The 17,805-nt window shown below is 46.0% G+C and carries 15 protein-coding genes; 10 read left to right on the forward strand and 5 right to left on the reverse strand.

Annotated elements, in window-relative coordinates:
• The first annotated feature begins 44 nt into the window (after positions 1-44).
• The 8 genes from B3139_RS15265 to B3139_RS15300 all read left to right on the forward strand — a co-directional run bounded on the left by B3139_RS15265 (position 45) and on the right by B3139_RS15300 (position 10,476).
• A complete protein-coding gene (locus tag B3139_RS15265) occupies positions 45-410 on the forward strand; it encodes a hypothetical protein (protein WP_293884464.1) in 366 nt (121 codons plus the stop codon).
• Between the two features lie 78 nt (positions 411-488).
• Positions 489-1,877 (forward strand): TolC family protein, encoded by a 1,389-nt coding sequence (locus B3139_RS15270; protein ID WP_293884465.1) that lies wholly within the window; start codon positions 489-491, stop codon positions 1,875-1,877.
• A 6-nt stretch (positions 1,878-1,883) separates the two neighbouring features.
• Positions 1,884-5,057: an efflux RND transporter permease subunit gene (locus B3139_RS15275; protein ID WP_293884466.1), complete on the forward strand. Its 3,174-nt coding sequence runs from the start codon at positions 1,884-1,886 to the stop codon at positions 5,055-5,057.
• 111 nt (positions 5,058-5,168) lie between these two features.
• Positions 5,169-6,278, forward strand: coding sequence for an efflux RND transporter periplasmic adaptor subunit (locus B3139_RS15280; RefSeq protein WP_293884467.1), 1,110 nt, complete (start codon positions 5,169-5,171; stop codon positions 6,276-6,278).
• A gap of 167 nt (positions 6,279-6,445) precedes the next feature.
• Positions 6,446-8,014 carry a PAS domain-containing sensor histidine kinase gene (locus B3139_RS15285; protein ID WP_293884468.1) on the forward strand — a complete coding sequence of 523 codons (1,569 nt, stop codon included), beginning with the start codon at positions 6,446-6,448 and terminating at the stop codon, positions 8,012-8,014.
• 214 nt (positions 8,015-8,228) lie between these two features.
• Positions 8,229-8,489: a hypothetical protein gene (locus B3139_RS15290; RefSeq protein ID WP_293884469.1), complete on the forward strand. Its 261-nt coding sequence runs from the start codon at positions 8,229-8,231 to the stop codon at positions 8,487-8,489.
• Between the two features lie 169 nt (positions 8,490-8,658).
• A complete protein-coding gene (locus tag B3139_RS15295) occupies positions 8,659-9,507 on the forward strand; it encodes an SDR family NAD(P)-dependent oxidoreductase (protein ID WP_293884470.1) in 849 nt (282 codons plus the stop codon).
• 66 nt (positions 9,508-9,573) lie between these two features.
• On the forward strand, positions 9,574-10,476 hold the full coding sequence (locus B3139_RS15300; RefSeq protein ID WP_293884471.1) for a helix-turn-helix domain-containing protein: 903 nt from the start codon (positions 9,574-9,576) through the stop codon (positions 10,474-10,476).
• Here the strand turns inward: B3139_RS15300 and B3139_RS15305 are convergent, their stop codons facing one another.
• On the reverse strand, positions 10,477-11,484 hold the full coding sequence (locus tag B3139_RS15305; RefSeq protein ID WP_293884472.1) for a S41 family peptidase: 1,008 nt from the start codon (positions 11,482-11,484) through the stop codon (positions 10,477-10,479). It abuts the gene before it with no gap.
• 269 nt (positions 11,485-11,753) lie between these two features.
• On the opposite strand from B3139_RS15305, the gene B3139_RS15310 reads away from it, so the two are divergent.
• The gene (locus B3139_RS15310; RefSeq protein ID WP_293884473.1) at positions 11,754-12,197 is read left to right on the forward strand and encodes a hypothetical protein; all 444 of its coding nucleotides are present in this window, start codon (positions 11,754-11,756) and stop codon (positions 12,195-12,197) included.
• Between the two features lie 101 nt (positions 12,198-12,298).
• On the opposite strand, the gene B3139_RS15315 is transcribed toward B3139_RS15310, so the two are convergent.
• Entirely contained in the window at positions 12,299-13,471 is a 1,173-nt protein-coding gene (locus tag B3139_RS15315; protein WP_293884474.1) for an FAD-dependent monooxygenase, read from the reverse strand.
• A gap of 114 nt (positions 13,472-13,585) precedes the next feature.
• Between B3139_RS15315 and B3139_RS15320 the strand changes: the two genes are divergently transcribed.
• Entirely contained in the window at positions 13,586-14,527 is a 942-nt protein-coding gene (locus B3139_RS15320; RefSeq protein WP_293884475.1) for a helix-turn-helix transcriptional regulator, read from the forward strand.
• 5 nt (positions 14,528-14,532) lie between these two features.
• Here B3139_RS15320 and B3139_RS15325 read toward each other — a convergent pair whose 3' ends face one another.
• The 3 genes from B3139_RS15325 to B3139_RS15335 all read right to left on the reverse strand — a co-directional run bounded on the left by B3139_RS15325 (position 14,533) and on the right by B3139_RS15335 (position 17,736).
• Positions 14,533-15,594 carry a fatty acid desaturase family protein gene (locus tag B3139_RS15325; protein ID WP_293884476.1) on the reverse strand — a complete coding sequence of 354 codons (1,062 nt, stop codon included), beginning with the start codon at positions 15,592-15,594 and terminating at the stop codon, positions 14,533-14,535.
• A gap of 107 nt (positions 15,595-15,701) precedes the next feature.
• Positions 15,702-16,631 (reverse strand): helix-turn-helix domain-containing protein, encoded by a 930-nt coding sequence (locus tag B3139_RS15330; RefSeq protein WP_293884477.1) that lies wholly within the window; start codon positions 16,629-16,631, stop codon positions 15,702-15,704.
• A gap of 109 nt (positions 16,632-16,740) precedes the next feature.
• The gene (locus B3139_RS15335) at positions 16,741-17,736 is read right to left on the reverse strand and encodes an aldo/keto reductase (RefSeq protein ID WP_293884478.1); all 996 of its coding nucleotides are present in this window, start codon (positions 17,734-17,736) and stop codon (positions 16,741-16,743) included.
• Between the last annotated feature and the right edge of the window lie 69 nt (positions 17,737-17,805).

Below are 17,805 nucleotides of genomic sequence, written 5' to 3' on the forward strand. Positions count from 1 at the left end.
AGCGTATGCAGATCAAATTGCATGCATTAGACGTAATACAACCTATGTTAAGACGAGTCATATTTCAATTTCTCTTACTGGTGAGTGCGATGCTGCTAGTTGTAAAGCCTTTGATCGGCTTTTCACTCTACCATCAGGCAAAAGCGCAGGGCGAGAATGAGTTTATCACCGTTATCAAAGCCTTTAGTAAACGCAAACAGGAATATTTGGACTGGGTGGATGCAAAGGATGGTGTGTGCCTGACGCTATCGCCCGTCCGCCACTTTGTGGCCAAAGTGAAGGAGTTTTTCATCACTCATTTTTTTAACACTTTTGTTCCAAATTTCGACGCGTTTTCTACCGGGCACTTCCTGTCTAACATATTGCCGCTAGAACGGCTTTACCTGCGTAATCTCCAGCTCACCTTATGATAAAAAAGCCATTTTAATCGTATGCAATGGTTCCCCGTGGGACTACAGACATTCATTTATTTAAAATAAGCTTTTTATATGTTTCAGAAACTTGTCCTTATGGGGCATGTGCTGCTCTGCTGTAGCCTATTGGGCTACGGTCAGGAGCGTCATGTGCCTATCAAACTCAACGAACTGCTCGCTTCGGTAACGCAGCATGCGCCCTCTTTGCGGACCGACTACGTGCGTACACAGGTACAGCAGGCCCGTGCCGCCGAAGTGAAAAATAACCGTCTGCCAAGCCTCCAGCTGTCGTATCAGGCAGATGTCGGATCCAATAATAATGTACCGGGGCCTTACTTCGGATTTGGCCTCGTGCCGACCAACAATGGCGGTATCCGCGCCGATAATAAGTATCAGGCGGTGAGCAGCAATCTTGGCATCGCAGCTTTCCAGTGGGAACTGTATAACTTTGGTCAATTCAACGCCCAGGACGCACTCGCCCAGTCGGAGGTAAACGTCGAAAACCGCCGTTTTGATCAGTCTAAATACGACTTACAGTCTTTTACCATCTATAGTTACCTGCAATTATTAAAGCTGCACGACCTGATCGGTATTCAGTCGCGCAGCATCGCCCGTAACCAGGAAATCCGCCAATCGATATTTGCACTTGTCAAAAGTGGTATCCGGGCGGGGGTAGATACCAGTATGGCCGATGCCGAAATATCGCGGAGCCAGCTTAGCCTCATCGAGCTGGACAATCAGCAGCAGCAGTTGCAGATTCAGCTGGCCACGCTGGCGGGAATATCGCCAGCTCAGATTGTAGCCGATACCACGGCCGAAAAGATTCTTTTTGAGCAGGTCAAGAATGCCCCCATTGCGCTCGATGGTGGCCGACAGCATCCGATGGTCGCCTATTATAATGCATTGTTCGATAAGACCAAGATGGAAGAAAAGCTGGTTGCCAGCAGCTACCGCCCCAAGCTGTTCCTCTCCGGCGCAGTCTGGGGAAGGGCTTCCAGTGTCCATAGCGACAATAGCTATGGGGCGCTCACCGATGGCTTTGGCTTGCAGCGTGGCAATTACCTCGTTGGCCTGGGCATCAACTACAACCTATTCGACCTGCGCCGCAAAAAGGTAAAACTCAATACGCAGCGCCTTATGGTGAACGAGGCGGGCCAGAAACTACAGGAACAACAGGCCAACATTTCCATGAATATCGCACAGTCGGCCGCCGAAGTGGAAACTGCCGGAAGACGGCTCAAGGAAATACCGCGTCAGACCAAGGCTGCAAATGCCGCCTACCGTCAGAAGTTTTCCCTCTATAAAAACGGTCTCATCGACATCGTGGAGGTTAATGTAGCCCAGAACATGCTCTATCAGGCAGAGCGCGATTACATCACGGCCAAGTACAATTATTACCTGGCATTGTTTCACCAGGTGGTGGCACAGAACAATGTCGATGGCTTTCTTCAACTTTTTAACTAATCACTTATGTCACTAGTCACAGCTGCTTTACGAAGGCCCATTACCACGGTTATCATCACGCTGAGCCTGTTGCTCTTTTCGGTGCTCGCTGTACTGAAAATACCGATAGATATCTTTCCGCAGCTCAATTCGCCGACAATTTACGTCATCGAATCATACGGCGGAATGTCCCCGCAGCAAATGGAAGGTTTCTTCTCCTCGCGGATGCAGGATCAGTTTCTGTATGTAAATGGAATCAAGAATATATCCGCCAAAAATATTCAGGGCCTCACCCTCCTGAAACTTAGTTTTTACGAAAACACCGATATGGCCGAGGCCTCGGCGCAGGTGGCGCTGCAGGTAAACCGGGCCATGAAGTTTTTCCCGCCTGGAGCCTTGCCACCACAGGTGGTCCGTTTTGATGCCTCTTCACTACCGGTGGGGCAGCTGGTTCTTTCGTCGAAAACCAGAAGCCTCAAAGAGATCTACGATATGGCGAGCACGCTGGTACGGCCCACGTTTTCGTCGGTACCGGGACTCTCGGCACCGCCGCCCTTCGGCGCCAACTCCAGAACGATCACGGTGAATGTAGACCCCAATAAACTGCGGAGCTACAACCTCACCGCCGATGAGGTGGTGATGGCCTTGTCCAAATTCAACGTGATGTCGCCATCGGGTAACCTGCACCTCAATAATACGATGTATGTAACCACCATCAATTCATTGATCAAGAATGTGGCCGACTTCGCCGATATCCCTATTCTGACAAAAAATGGGATTCCGATTTACATCAAAGATGTGGCACGGGTATCGGATGCTTCGGACGTGACCGTAAGTTACGCCCTGATCAACGGGCGGCGCTCGGTTTATATTCCTGCCGTCAAGACATCGGATGCATCTACCTGGGCCGTGGTGAGCAACCTCAAAGCCAAATTGCCCGAAATCCAGAATCTGCTCCCAGAGGATGTCAAGGTGTCTTATGAGTTTGACCAGTCCGTGGCCGTAATGAATTCGGTGCAGAGTCTTTTGCACGAAGGTGGGCTCGGTGCTTTGCTTACCGGCCTGATGGTACTCTTGTTTCTGCGCGACTGGCGAAGCAGCCTCATCGTCATTGTAACCATACCGGTGTCCATTCTGATCGGCGTACTGCTGCTCACCTTGTTTGGCCAGACCATTAATATTATGACCTTGAGCGGATTGGCACTGGCCATCGGTATTCTGGTCGATCAGGCCACGGTGACCATCGAAAGCATTCATCAGCATCAGGAACAAGGGGCACACAAGCGTAAGGCCATCTATCAGGCCTGTCAGGAAATTGCGGTACCATTGCTTTTAATCCTGTTTTGTATTTTGGCCGTATTTGCACCTTCCTTTATGATGACGGGCATACCGCGGGCGATGTTTCTGCCGCTCTCTTTGTCCATCGGATTGACCATGATCGCTTCTTATTTCATGGCGCAGACGCTGGTACCCATTCTATCCAACTGGCTGCTCAAAGAGCATCACATTGGTCATTTCCAGTCGGATTCGCCTGGATTTTTCGATAAGATCAAAAAGCGGTATCGCTTTGGCCTGTATCGGTCCATGCGGCATAAGGGCAAAGTGATTGTCGGTTATCTGCTGCTCACGGTCGCTCTTGCAGCGGCAGCATTTATGTATATCGGCAAGGATATGATGCCCAAGGTCAACAATGGGCAGTTTCAGTTGCGCATCAAGGAACCGGATGGCACTAGGCTCGAACGTACCGAAGAGTCCGTCAAGCAGGTGCTCCAAGTAATCGATAGCACGGTAAACCACCAGGTTGCCATCAGTTCGGCCTACGTCGGTCTGGTACCCAGCAGTTATGGGGTCAGTAACCTGTATGTATTTAATACCGGGACGCATGAGGCGGTGATCCAGGTGAACCTCAATGCGGATTATCATGTCAATATGGATGAGCTTAAAGATGCCTTACGGCGTAACATCCACTTTAAACTGCCCAAATTGCGCCTCAATTTTGAGCCTATTGATATGACCGAAAAGATTATGAGCCAGGGGGCGGCAACACCGATCGAAGTGCGCGTTGCCGGAAAGAAAATGGACGAACTAAAGGTCTATGCCGATAAAGTGGTCAGTTCACTGCGGCATATCGACTATCTGCGCAATGTGCAGATTGCGCAGCCACTACGCTTGCCGACGATTGCCATTGCCATCGACCGGCTCAAAGCCTCACAGCTTGGTCTGCAGATGGATGATATTGCGCGATCGGTAACTGCGAGTACCTCGTCCAGCCGATTTACGCAAAAGATCCAATGGCTCGACGAAAACAATACCTATACGTATCAGGTACAGGTGCAGGTGCCGGAATATGTGATGAATACCATGGACGAACTGCGAGAGATTCCGCTGGTAAAAGGGCAGCTCACGCCCACCTTGGGAGATATTGCCACGTTCAATACCCAATATGTACCGGGAGAGTATGACCGGCAGGGGCCAAGGCGGTATTTGACAGTGATGGCCAATATTCATCAAAAGGACCTGGGTACAGCAACGGCCGATGTGCAGCAGGCGATTCGCGAGCTTCCGGCACCGCCGCGCGGTGTTATGGTGGAAATGAAGGGGATGTCGACACTGTTGCTCGATACCATGGGCAGTCTGCAGCTCGGTCTGGCCTGTGCTGTTGTTGTGATCTTTCTGCTGCTGGCCGCCAATTACCAAAGTGTCAAGCTTTCGCTGACGGCATTGGTGACTATTCCAGCCGTAATATTGGGCTCGCTGGCCATGCTTTTGCTCACCGGTTCTACGCTCAATCTGCAGTCTTATATGGGCATGATTATGTCTACGGGGGTGTCGGTCGCCAATGCGATCCTGATCGTGTCCAATGCTGAAACGCTGCGGCTCGACTTTCGCAATGCCCGTACAGCGGCTTTGGCCAGTGCAACCACACGGCTGCGTCCCATCCTGATGACCAGTATGGCCATGATTGCCGGCATGATTCCCATGGCCATGGGCATGGGTGAAACAGGCGAACAGGCTGCCCCGCTGGGCAGAGCCGTTATCGGCGGGCTGTTTGCATCCACCTTTGCCGCCCTTTTTGTATTGCCGCTGCTGTTTGTGTGGATGAAGGAAAAATCATCGTTTGATTCCGAATCCCTGTTGCCGCAGGACGAGCCCGATCATGGGTCTTTATCCATCGAAACCCATCCGCAGGAACTGCGATGATAAAGGCCGCAAGGGGATTGCAAAGGAAGAGAATAGTATTAAAGATAAAAACGCCAAAGGTATGCGGGCTGATTGAATGCGGCGCGCATGCCTTAAAGAAAATACCAAATCATGAACAATAAAATAGAACGGATAAAAAAAACAGGCTTTGTACTCGTGCTGGCAAGCTTACTTTCGGCTTGTGGTAACACCGAAAAGCCGATTGATCTGACGCTGAAAAATCCGGCTAAAGCCAGTACCTACCAGACCACCGTAATACAAGAAAAAGTAATGTCGAGCAGTGTACGCCTGCCCGGCAAACTCAAACCCTTTAACGAGGTAAATATCTATGCCAAAATGAACAGTTTTGTGAAGCATATATATGTGGATAGAGGAACCCTTGTAAAAAAGGGACAGCTGCTGATGCAGTTGGAGGCACCCGAGATGTTGGCCGCGGTGCAAGCGGCGCATTCCCGCTTTGTGCAGGCTCAGGAAACGGCTTCGGCGAGTAAGGATAAATATAAAAGGCTTAAAAATGCAGCGCAGGAGGAGGGAGCAGTGTCACCCCTTGATCTCGACAATGCGTTATCGAAGATGAAAGCGGACGAAGCGGTTGCCATGTCGGAAAAAGCAAATGTGGAGGAGGTTGAGATGTTGCAGTCTTACTTGAATATCAAAGCGCCTTTCAATGGGGTGATTGTGCAGCGTAACGTCTCCGAAGGTGCGCTCGTAGGACCGGGAAAAGGGAATGATCAACCGCTATTGATCTTGCAGGATCTCAATAAACTCCGGTTGGAAGTACAGATCCCCGAGACTTATGTCGATAAAGTGGATCTCTCGAAGAAAGTGACCTATCGTTTTAATAATACACCGAATAAGGTATTTGAAGGGATGATTGCGCGTTCGGCAAATTCTTTGGGTGCGATGCAGTCCGAAGCCATAGAGGTGGATGTGCCCAACTCGGATAACAGACTCAAGCCGGGGTTATACTGTGAGGTGGATATTCCCTTATCTGCCGGAGCGAATTCGTTATTGGTACCCTCCAATAGTATTGTACGTTCGACAGAAAGGCAGTACGTAATTCAGCTGATAGACGGCAAAACTCATTTTGTGGATATTAAAGAGGGGGTGTCCACACATGATTCGACCGAAGTTTTTGGAAAGCTGAATAGGAGTGATCAAATCTTGCTGCATGCCAATGACGAAATAAAAGAGGGGGTCAAACTGCCTTTGGAAGAATAAGTATACGGTGTGATTTAGTAATTTGAAAGGCCTCCGAAAGGCCTTTCAAACTTTTGATCATATAAATCCGGGTTAGCGCGTTGGAACAGGAATTTCGGATATTTTTCACCCACAGCATACGCGCCCCGATTTTTAATTTCATACCTTTAACACCGTTAAGATTTCTAATGATGATTCAATTTCTCTCGGCATTGGGCAACGATGCTCTTCTCACAATACTACAGCAATCCGGTGATCCAATGGCAATTTATACAGGTGAGGACCTCTGCCTCCAGTTTGCGAACAACGCAATGCTCAAAATATGGAACAAAGATGAATCGGTATTTGGAAAGAAATTGGAGGTGGTATTCCCTGGGCTGAAGGGTAATTCGATCCTGGCGCTTCTGCGGGAAAGCTGGCATTCGGGAAAAGAAGTTGTGGCTTGTGGTGTGCACTCGGCCCCAGCGGTGCATGGCGAAACGACCCCATTATATGATGAGTATACCTATCAGCCTATCGTAGATAAAGCCGGTAAAGTCTCTTGTATTTTGCAGCGGGTAAATAAGCTGAATTGGCGCAGCCACGATGCGCATTCGACGGCAGAAAAGATACTGCTGAAAGATGGCGAAAGCCTACACGCTGATGCGATTAAACATTTGGAGCAAACGATTAAAGCGAATGAATCCTTAGAAAGGAATCTAAGGGAGAGCGAGCGACGGCTTAGGTCTATATTGGAAACGATGGCAGAAGGTGTCGGTGTTACTGATGCCGCAGGTCAAATGGTGTATGCCAATCCGATGGCTCAGCGCATTTTGGGTTTGAAAGAGAAAGACATTAAAAAGCGTACCTACGATGATCCACAATGGCAGAATCTGCGTATCGACGGAACGCCGCTCCCCTCCGAGGAGCATCCAATGTCAATCATGATGCAGACCCAAAAGCCGGTCACCGATCATGAGATTGCCGTAAAACCGCCAGATGGAGATATCATATATCTTTCGATCAATGCTGCACCCATGTTCGATGAGAAAGGGGTGCTCACTGGGGGGATAGGAACCTTTATGGACGTGACCGAAAGACGGCTCGTCACGCAAAGTAAAGACGATTTTATCAGTATAGCCAGTCACGAACTCAAAACCCCCGTCACTGCACTCAAGGGGTCATTATATATGCTTCAAAAGAAAAGCATGGATTTGTCTGAAGAAATTAAAGTTAAACTTGTTGATCAATCGGTGCAAAGCCTCAATAGACTGACGGTTCTAATCGACGAGCTGCTCGATACAAGAAGAATGGAACAAGGGCATGTGGCATTAGATAAAAAGCCTTTTGTACTATCGGAATTGTTCGAACAGTGCCGTGCTAATTTTAATCATCAAACAGCTGAACAAATTACTTTCGGAGGCGATCTACAGGAAGAGGTTACGGCCGATATGCAGCAGATCGGGCAGGTTATAGTCAATTTGATCAATAATGCCATTAAATATGCACCCAAGTCGAATATTGCTATCAAAGCAAATAAACTTGATGAGAAGGAGATGATGATTAGTGTGCAGGATGATGGCCCTGGTATACCCGAGCAAAAACGCGCCCAACTCTTTGAGAGGTACTACCGCACAGACTATCAGGGACAAAAATTCTCAGGTCTTGGCTTAGGACTCTATATCTGTGCAGATATCATCAAAAATCATGGTGGTACTATCGGCGTGGATAGTGTGGTAGGACAGGGAGCAACATTCTGGTTCACTTTGCCTCTCTAGCATTTTGCCTTCTAGCATTTTAGGCTATACACATTCCGCGGATGCTGAGCTATCATTTTGACAGCACGAACTGCTGGATAGATAGGTAATAATTTGTCATTTTTTATAGCGATTTTCAATGCTTTTGGCACGATTATTTATCGATATTCATACTTTCATCGCATTCGTTTTGGCGTAATTGCCATAGTTTAAAAATTTTAGAAGGTTTATATTTATGCAAGGCACAATTGACAGGATAAACAGCGAGCATCATCGTTCGCAGGTTTTCCGTTTAACGTACAAAGGACAGGATTACCAGTTGATATTGTTAAAAAAATCTTTATCAAAGTTCGATACAGAGCTGCCAATTTTGCTGGATGGAATTGACCAAAAATTAGTAAAGAAAGGCGACAGCTGGTTTTTTGAAAATATGCATTCCGATCAGCACTTTGCTACCGAGATCTGGCGCAATCTATCGCTTCGGTACCGCCTTTAAGCCAAAATAAATCTTGCCTCGTCTTCCTGTGGACAATAAAAGAATTGTGCAACTCGGCCAACCTCGAGGCAATCTGTTGTAATTGTTTGATTTTCGTCAGCTATTGTTTCTATTTAGTCACCACCGCCGCCGAACGATGTGCTAACTTTGTCCTATAATATGAATTGATATGGAGACAAATAAAGTATGGTTTATAACGGGAGCGTCCAAAGGTATGGGGCTGTCGTTGGTCAAAAAACTCATTGAAAAAGGCTATCGCGTAGCAGCAACAAGTCGAAAAATACGCGCTTTAATTGACGCTGTGGGGAATGTAGACATGGCGCATTTTTTACCTCTTGAAGTGGATTTGACTAGTGACAAAGCCATCCGTGAAGCCGTGGAACGCACAGTTGCACACTTTGGGAAAATTGATGTGTTGGTGAATAATGCAGGCTATGGGATAGGGGGAGCGGTGGAAGAAATAGATCAGGACGAAATCAAAGATAGTTTTGACATTAACGTCATGGCCGTCGTCAAAACCATGCAGTCCGTCATGCCTTACTTCAGGCAGCAACGATCGGGCAACATCATTAACATTTCTTCTATTGCAGGTTTCGCCCCAGGAATTGGCTGGGCAATGTATGCTGCCACAAAATATGCGGTAACTGGGCTTTCGGAAGTCATGGCAGAAGATGTAAAGGAGTTTGGCGTGAAGGTGACGGTGGTGGCGCCGGGGGCATTCCGCACCGCGTTTCTGGACGACAGCTCGCTTGTTTTGGCCAAAAGGAAAATCGATGGCTATAGTGCGGTAAGGGCCTCGCACGAAAGATATGCAGCGATGAATGGAACCCAGATCGGTAATCCCGAACTGCTGGCTCAGGTTTTTATCGATCTTGCAGCGCATCCCAATCCGCCTGTGCGCCTCTACCTCGGAAGCGATGCCTACAAAAGGGCAAAGGAGAAAATCACGCTGCTTTCGGAAGAGCTGGAAAGTAATAAGCCTGTTTCTTTTACTACTGATTTTAAGGAAATGTCTTAAGCGGCAAATAAAGGCGTTGTCACTATCGAGTGACAACGTCTTATTTGATTTTCGTATATTCAACACATGGAAAAATTGCAGTCGCTGGAGGAATTTTACCGGTCTAAATTTGACCGCATTCCCGAGAATATCCGACATGGGGTAGGGCATTTCAATGTCTTTACAATCGATGAATACATAGGTAAGCATACGAAGCCAGTGGTCTATAGCCGAAAAGATTATTATAAGATCACCCTGATTATTGGTAGAAACAGAATACATTATGCCGACAAGGTGATTGAAATAAAAAAGCAGGCCTTGTTTTTTACCAATCCGCAGATTCCCTACAAATTTGAATGGATTGACGATTATAAGTCGGGATTTTTTTGTGTGTTTACGGCATCATTCTTTCATCATTTTGGCAACCTCAATGATTACGAAGTGTTTAAACCGAATGCCTTACCCGTATTTGAGCTGACGGATGGGCAACTGGAAGATATTAAACAGGTGTATGGGAAGATGCAGGATGCCTTAGATTCGGATTATGCGCATAAATACGATCTGCTGCGAAATCTTGTGTTTGATCTGCTGCACTATACGCATAGCATGCAGACGGCTTCTAAAGTGGAAAAGCAGCAAGCAAATGCATCTCAACGGATTACGCATATGTTCTTGGAACTCTTAGCGCGTCAGTTTCCGATTGAGGATGCGCGGCAAAGGATCGGCTTTCGCTCACCCTCGGAGTTTGCGGGCCAGCTTGCGGTCCATGTCAATCACCTCAACCGCGCCGTCAAGGAGATCACTGAAAAGACTACCTCCACGATTATTGCCGACCGTCTGCTGCAGGAGGCCAAAATATTGCTGCGGCATACGGAATGGAATGTTTCCGAAATCGCTTATTCGTTAGGTTTTAAAGAGGCTACTCATTTCAGTAATTTCTTCAAAAAAAAGATGCAGATGACACCGCTCCGCTTTCGGGAAATGGATTGATTATTTGTTGAGTAGTTCCAGTGCTTTTAGGATTTTCTTGTCTCTCTTGAGATTTTCAAAATTATCGCCTTGCAAAACTTCAACATCAGGCAGGATATTTCGGGTGTAAATCTTTGAATTTCTGTCAACGACATAGTCGGTGGAAAGATTTATTCCAGCTTCCTTGCTGATCGTGAAGCCCTGCACAGCGGTCGTATAGTCAGCCGTTGGTTCACCAACGATATACGTGTTTTTTCTTCCGATTAACGATATAGCCGTCATTTCACCAGCGCTGGCGGTGTAGCAACTCGTAAGTATAATCAGGGGAATATCTTTTTTTAATGGTTTTTTTAATTGTACCTGCCTAAGCAATTTAATGCCGTCAATCCGCATGTTTCCATCCCTGATTTCCCATTGCCCGGATGATAAGCCCTGTGCATTTCTAAAACCTCCGAAAACCATGTTATCACCGATAAACTCCTGCAAACCCAAGAAAATAGGATACATATTGCCACCGGTATTTGTTCTTAAGTCGATGATCCATGCCTTTATCTTTGCAGTGGATACTTTGTTGATATGGGCTGTGATATCATTGGCAATGCTGTCGACTTTCTTAAATGCAAAGTCATGATTGCCGGGTATCCTGAGGTACGCTGTTGTACGATCAATGATCTGGCTGACTACCGCCTTTTCAGTTTTTAACCTCCCTTTTACATAAGTGTTTTCAGGCCGCTCAGCCTTGTCCCAGCCGTAGGTTCTATCCTTGTATTTAAGTGATCCGTGATGATCCCTGAGCAGGCGAAAGACCTCAGTATATAGTGGAGCTAGGTCAGATACTGTATCCAGATTTTTTGCTTTGCTATATAAGATGCTTTCAATCAGGTTGATGTTGGTCGTATCAACGGCGTTTGATCTGATGAGGTTAATGGAGTTGTCCAGAAATGATTTGACGCTGTCACTTTTAAACGTTTGCGAAAAAGACGAAAGACAGAGAAATAGCAAAATTTGGAATAGAAGATACTTGATCACTTGCATCAATTAAATTAGACGATAATGATATAAAGATAAGTAATTTCCCGGCAACTATTATGTTGCGACTTCCAGAGGTGATTCCATTGCCAGTTATTTTCTGTTAACACTCGAACGCAATCGATTTATGGCTATCAAGCGCGCATAGCCTCAAATGACTAGAACGAAATGATCTCGTGATTCGATTGAACTATTTGTGGTCTTCTCGTGTTCTCTAAAGAACTGTAGATAAATTGTAACGATAAATTTAAAAACATAACTAGCAAGATATGAATGGATTGAATAAAAATATGCTGGGCGGATTGTTCGGTGCGCTCGTACTTAATATAGTCCATAGTGCTGCCAAAAGGTTTGACTCCAAAGCTCCTGAAGTGGATAAAGTGGGTGAGGAGGCGATGAAAAAAACAGTGCGCTTTGCGGGTTTTAAACCGCCAAAAGGTAATACTTTAGTCGCAGCTACATTTGGTGCGGATGTCGCTTCAAATGCGATGCTGTATACGCTTATCGGATATGGTAGTCAGAATAACCTGCTGCTCAAAGGGGCACTCCTGGGTACTTTGGTGGGGGTAGCTACATTGACTATCCCAGAGCAGGCCGGGCTGAATGCCGAGCCAATAAAAAAGACCGATCGTACCAAATTAATGACCGTAGCATGGTACGTAATTGGCGGTATTGCAGCTGGAATGGCGATAAAGGCTATGGGAAAAAAATAATAAACAGTTTCATCGCTTTATGCACAGGGGAAGTACCCTGCGCGTAAAGCGATGAGTTGATAAACAGTTTTATGTGCTGGCGAAGGGGCAAAGCGTAGGCATTAGTCTAAAATAAAATTTTCCTGATCCTTCGTCAGTACAATCGGATCTGTCATTATTTTCTGGACATCGCTGAAACTGGCATTTCGAAAGTTCGCAACAAATTTCTCGAGATGAAAGGCATTTTCGGGTAAGAAAGCTAAGGCATTATTCTTCGCATTGCCCTGAAACTTTGTGATAACAGGCTGCATCAGGTGGTTGTATTTTTGACAGGCGGACGGCAGGTCATCGGGCTCCAGAGCGATATAATGAGCCAAAGCCTTAGCCCCGTAAATAGACAGTGAAGCGCCCATGCCCGATAGCGCTGTAGGACAATAGCCTGCATCTCCCAGCAACACCATCCTGCCATTGACCAGGTTTGACGTATGTACCATGCCCATTTTGTCGATGAAAAATAAACCTTCATCCAATAAGCTGTCCAGCAAATGGTTTACTTCAGCATTGTAACTTCCAAATGCATTTTTAAGAATGGACGGTGCGCTGTTTCTCAACGTTTTGAGGTCTTCAAAACTGCGTAAATAGCACTGGATGGCTATCTCATCTTCTGCGATGGGATAGATCGACAGCATCTTGTCTACATCAATATAGATTTTAAAAGCACCAACTTTCTTGTGGTGATGTTGCCTTAATTTGCCGCCTACGTACAGCATATTGAAATCCTCAAATTGTACGTTGTCAAAATACTGCTGCCGAGTAGCGGAACGCAGTCCTTCCGACACGATAATTAAATCGACACACAGCGTACTCCCGTTTGAGAGCTCGACTTCTGCATAGTCTTCCTTTTCATTGACTTGTACCAGCGTGGTGTCAAATAGGATATGGACATCGTTTTTGATGGCCTCGTACAATACCTGGTGCAATCCGCCCCGCGATATCAATACGGAGCGTTCGATGTTTTCATTCATTTTGTCATAAGCGATGTGCTGGATAACGCTGTCATTGGTTTCAACAAAATCGACTGTCTCGGAAGGGGATGATGCTGCCTGTAGCGCCCAGCTAAGCCCGAGCTCGTCCATGATTTTAACACCGAAGCTCTTTAGGGAAATAAGAAATCCGGCCTTGCTGAATGAAGGTGAGCGATCAACTAGCGTGACACAATGACCTTGTTGCGCCAAGAAATTTGCTGCGGTCAAGCCGGCAATTCCGGCACCGGTAACTAAGATATGTTTTTTCATTGCTTTTATTTGTAAGGATTAATGCAAATTTATGCATACTTTTAAGGCTAAAATAGTTCAATAAAAAGCAAAATTAGTCCAATAAAATGAGTAGTGTCGCTAAAAAATGAAGAAATGAGCTACTGGGTGGATCGCTTGGGCGTTTCGCTATCGCCCGACAGATCCGAATTGGAAATGCTCGAACTGAATGAGCTTAAGATGGTCGATCTGTTGCCCGAAATGCTGCTTATGATTCGTTCGGTAGTGGCCAAGCAAACCTTTTGCTTTCGAAGGGAGCCGATCAAAATCATCGAAAATGGGGTATCCATTTCGTTTCAGAATATCATTCATTCGCCCTCAACTCCGCAGGTACAACCACATGTCCGCATCGTACCCTTACATGTGGCAACCGAGTTGACATTTCCAAAAGCCGTCAATATCCAGCAGGTAACCATTCTGGTGAGTCTCGATTATTTAAAAAGTTTCATTGGAAAAGCACACCGCACATTCGATTATCTGTTTGATAACGATAAAACGCTCTGGATTGAAGAATTTATGTCGCCAGAAATAGCGGCAATTGCCAATGAGATAGCGAAGTCTAGCTGTGGTGAACCGCTTTCTGATGCCTTTTATAGGTTAAAATCACTCGAGTTACTCTTTCATCTGTTTAAAAACCTGTCTGCCAGAACGCAGGTCACTCATCAGCAATTGACAAAATATGAACTCGAATCGATCTATCGGGTGAGGGATCAGCTAGCGAACTACATGGACCGGCCTTTTCTTCAGGAAGAATTAGTGAAAATAAGTGGTATGAATGTCATTAAACTTCGTAAGCTTTTTACACAGGTTTTCGGTATGGGAATGTATCCTTATTATCAGCGTCTGCGTATGCAGGAGGCTGGACGGCTTTTAAGGGACGAGTTATTATCTGTTTCTGAAACTGGGTACCGCTTAGGATTTAGCAACTTAAGTTATTTTGGCAGATTATTCGAAAGCCATTTCGGATCTAAACCGAAAAAATGGATGCAGCTGCACAAGCGTACTTCCTCCGGATCTAAAAAACAGTACGATACGTAATGAGCCTATTTTGACATGGCTTCCAGGACTTTTAAATGCGACCTAAAGGCAGTGCCAAAGCTACGGAATTCGTTGTATTTTATTTTATACTCGCTACAGGTCTGCTTGACGATGCGGTTGAGTGCCGGATAATGCACGTGGCTGATTTTTGGAAAAAGATGATGCTCAACCTGAAAATTGAGTCCGCCAAGCAACCAGGTTAGTACCTTGTTGCGGGTAGCAAAATTTGCGGTGGACTGGATCTGGTGGATCATCCATTCTTCTTCGACCTTAGACTGGTCAATGGTTTTGAATTCGGTCTCCTCAACTACATGGGCCAGTTGAAATACGGTGGCCAGACTCATGCCACAAACCGTACCTGAGATCAGCAGTCCGATAAGCGTGGGCAGCCATCCTACGAAGATCACCGGAATAATGACAAATAAGCTGAGGTGAACAAGCTTACTAACCCAGAAAATAATACGTTCGCTGAGTGGAAAATGAAATCGCTCAATTTTATCGCCCATACGGCCACGAAAATACTTCTCATAATCCTGGTAAAAGATCCATGCCAAATAGGAAATTCCATAGAGCAACGGAAAATAAAACCGTTGATAGCGATGGTGCTTACACAGTTTCTGGTCGTGATGTATACGCATAAATTTAACCTCAATATCGTGGTCTTCGCCATCGATATTGGTGTAGGTATGGTGGGCGATATTATGTTTGAGTTTCCAAAAGTAGATATTACCGCCCAATAGATTGAGCGAGTAGGATAGTAATGTATTGAGGCGTTTGTTGTCTGAAAAAGAATTGTGCCCCGCATCATGCATGATATTAAAGCCAATAGCAGCGAGGTTGATACCAAAAATAAGGCATAATACGATTGCAACGCTCCAGTGCAGGGGCGCGAATACGAGCAGCCCATATAACACTATAAAGCTGACGAGCAGGATAGCGGCCTTCAGGTAAATTTTACGATTCCCCGTTTTGGGTTGCAGCGAAGTTTGAAAATAAGTATTGATTTTTTGTTTTAGGGTTTTAGAGAACAATGTATTTACATTGCTGAATTTTACAGACTGGGACATTTGACTTTTTACGGGAGAGATATTCTTTCTTTTTTTATAATCCGATCTTGAGTGATTGAATTGGCATAAAGGTACGCTAATTTATTCGATTGATTATAATAATAAAGTTAAAGATTGTTAAAGCTTATCGTTCTCCTAAATTCAAGTGGGGAGACCGATGTTTTCTTTTTAAATAATCGATTGAGGGACTGTGGCTGTTCAAATCCGAGCTGATAGGCGATTTCGGCGACAGAAAGCTGAGAGCGTGAAAGCAGATTTTTTGCTTTTTCGATGATCTTATGCTGGATGTGGTTCTGTGCGCTCTCACCGGTTTGCGCCCGCAGGAGATCGCTTAAATAGTTTTTTGACATATTCAAACGTTCCGCAAAATACCCTACCTGCGGAAGGCCGGTGTGTTGTGTGCCGGCGTCAAAGTATTCATCCAGCAACTGCTCAAACCGGCTAACCAATGGTATATTGTGTGCTTTACGGGTGATAAACTGACGGTCATAAAAGCGCTGTGAATACACCAGTAACAACGCTATATGACTGACAATGGCATCTTGGCTGTAGCTGTCAATGGTGCCTTCATATTCGCTCAAAATACCCTTTCCGATCGTTCTGATCTGCTGCTTTTCCTTTTCGGATAGGAAAAGTGCTTCATTGACCTCATAGTCGAAAAAACTATAGCTACCGATGTTGTTTACCAGCTCATAGGTACGGATAAAATCTGGGTGGAAAACAACCGAATAGCCGACTTTGACATCGGAGCTCGTCGGATCTACAGTAATGGCCTGACCGGGCTTAAAGAAGGTCATTAGGCCCTCCCGAAAGTCGTAGTGATGGGGGCCATAGCGCAACATGCACTGCGCATCTTCTTTGACGGAAATACAGTAGAGATTGAGTAGAAAGGTGGTTTCTACCGAGGGATGTGTATGCTTGTTCTGCGAGAAATCGGTGATACTGAAAAGCGGGTGCTGCGGTTTGGGCAACTGCAATGCCTCATGATATTCCGCGATGCTATTTATCTTAACGAATGCTGGTTCTTTTTTTGACATGTTCGTATGGCCTATTAAATATCGTTGACATGGTCGTATTGCCTAGTGTATGATACGCTAATTTAAGTAAAATGTCATGCGCTTTGGGCAAACATGACATTTATATTTTCTAGGATTGCAGCGGTATGCTGACATCGCGCGATCCGGTATCGAGCCCTACGGGTAGAATAGCCTCAATGCGCTGTAGCTCTTCGGGAGTCAACAGGATTTCGGTCGCTGCGATATTCTGTTCCAGATAGCGTACCTTTTTTGTGCCAGGTATGGGCACAATGTCTTTTTGGATGAGCCAGGCAAGGGCCAGCTGGGACGGAGTAACTTGTTTTTCCATGCCGATTTGTTCAAGCTCGCGCACGAGCGCCACGTTTTTGTAAAACTGTTCGCCCTGGAAGCGTGGAATAAGTCTGCGAAAATCATCTGCTGGAATATCGTCCGGCGACTTGATCTGTCCGGTAATAAATCCGCGGCCCAAGGGGGAGTAGGCGACGAGGCCGATGCCCTGCGCTTGTGTGAGTTCGTATACGCCGTTGGTTTCTACCTCACGTCCGAATAGGGAAATTTCATTCTGCACCGCCGTAATCGGAAAGGTCGCATGTGCTTTTTTTATTTGCTCGGCACTGACTTCTGAGATGCCCAGGTACCGGACTTTGCCGGCTTTGACCAGTTCGGCCATGGCACCGACAGTTTCTTCAATAGGCACATTTGGATCAGGCCGGTGCATATAGTATAGATCAATTACATCGGTATCGAGGTTTTTAAGGGAGCGTTCGATTGACTTTTGGATATAATCTGGCCGGCCATTGATACGCCAGGTCACTTGGCCGCTGGCATCAATCTCAAAGCCGAATTTGCTGGCGATGATAAACTCATTCCGCTTACCCTTGATGGCTTTGGCGATAAGCTTTTCGTTTTCAAAAGGACCGTAGAGATCGGCAGTATCCAAAAAGTTGCCGCCCAGTGCTAAGGATCGATGGATGGTCGCAATGGATTCTTTTTCGTCGGCCTTGCCGTAAATATCGCCGGTGGACGCAAAACTGCTCATCCCCATACAGCCGAGCCCTATCATTGGAATTTCGAGCCCTTGGCTGCCTAGTTTTCTTGTTTTCATTTGCTGCTTTTTTTTGTTGCTCAAAATTACGGTGCAAGACCCGTTGGCCACTTACCCCAATTACAGAAT

It is taken from the genome of Sphingobacterium sp. UBA1498, from assembly GCF_002325125.1.
Classification (GTDB): Bacteria; Bacteroidota; Bacteroidia; order Sphingobacteriales; family Sphingobacteriaceae; genus Sphingobacterium.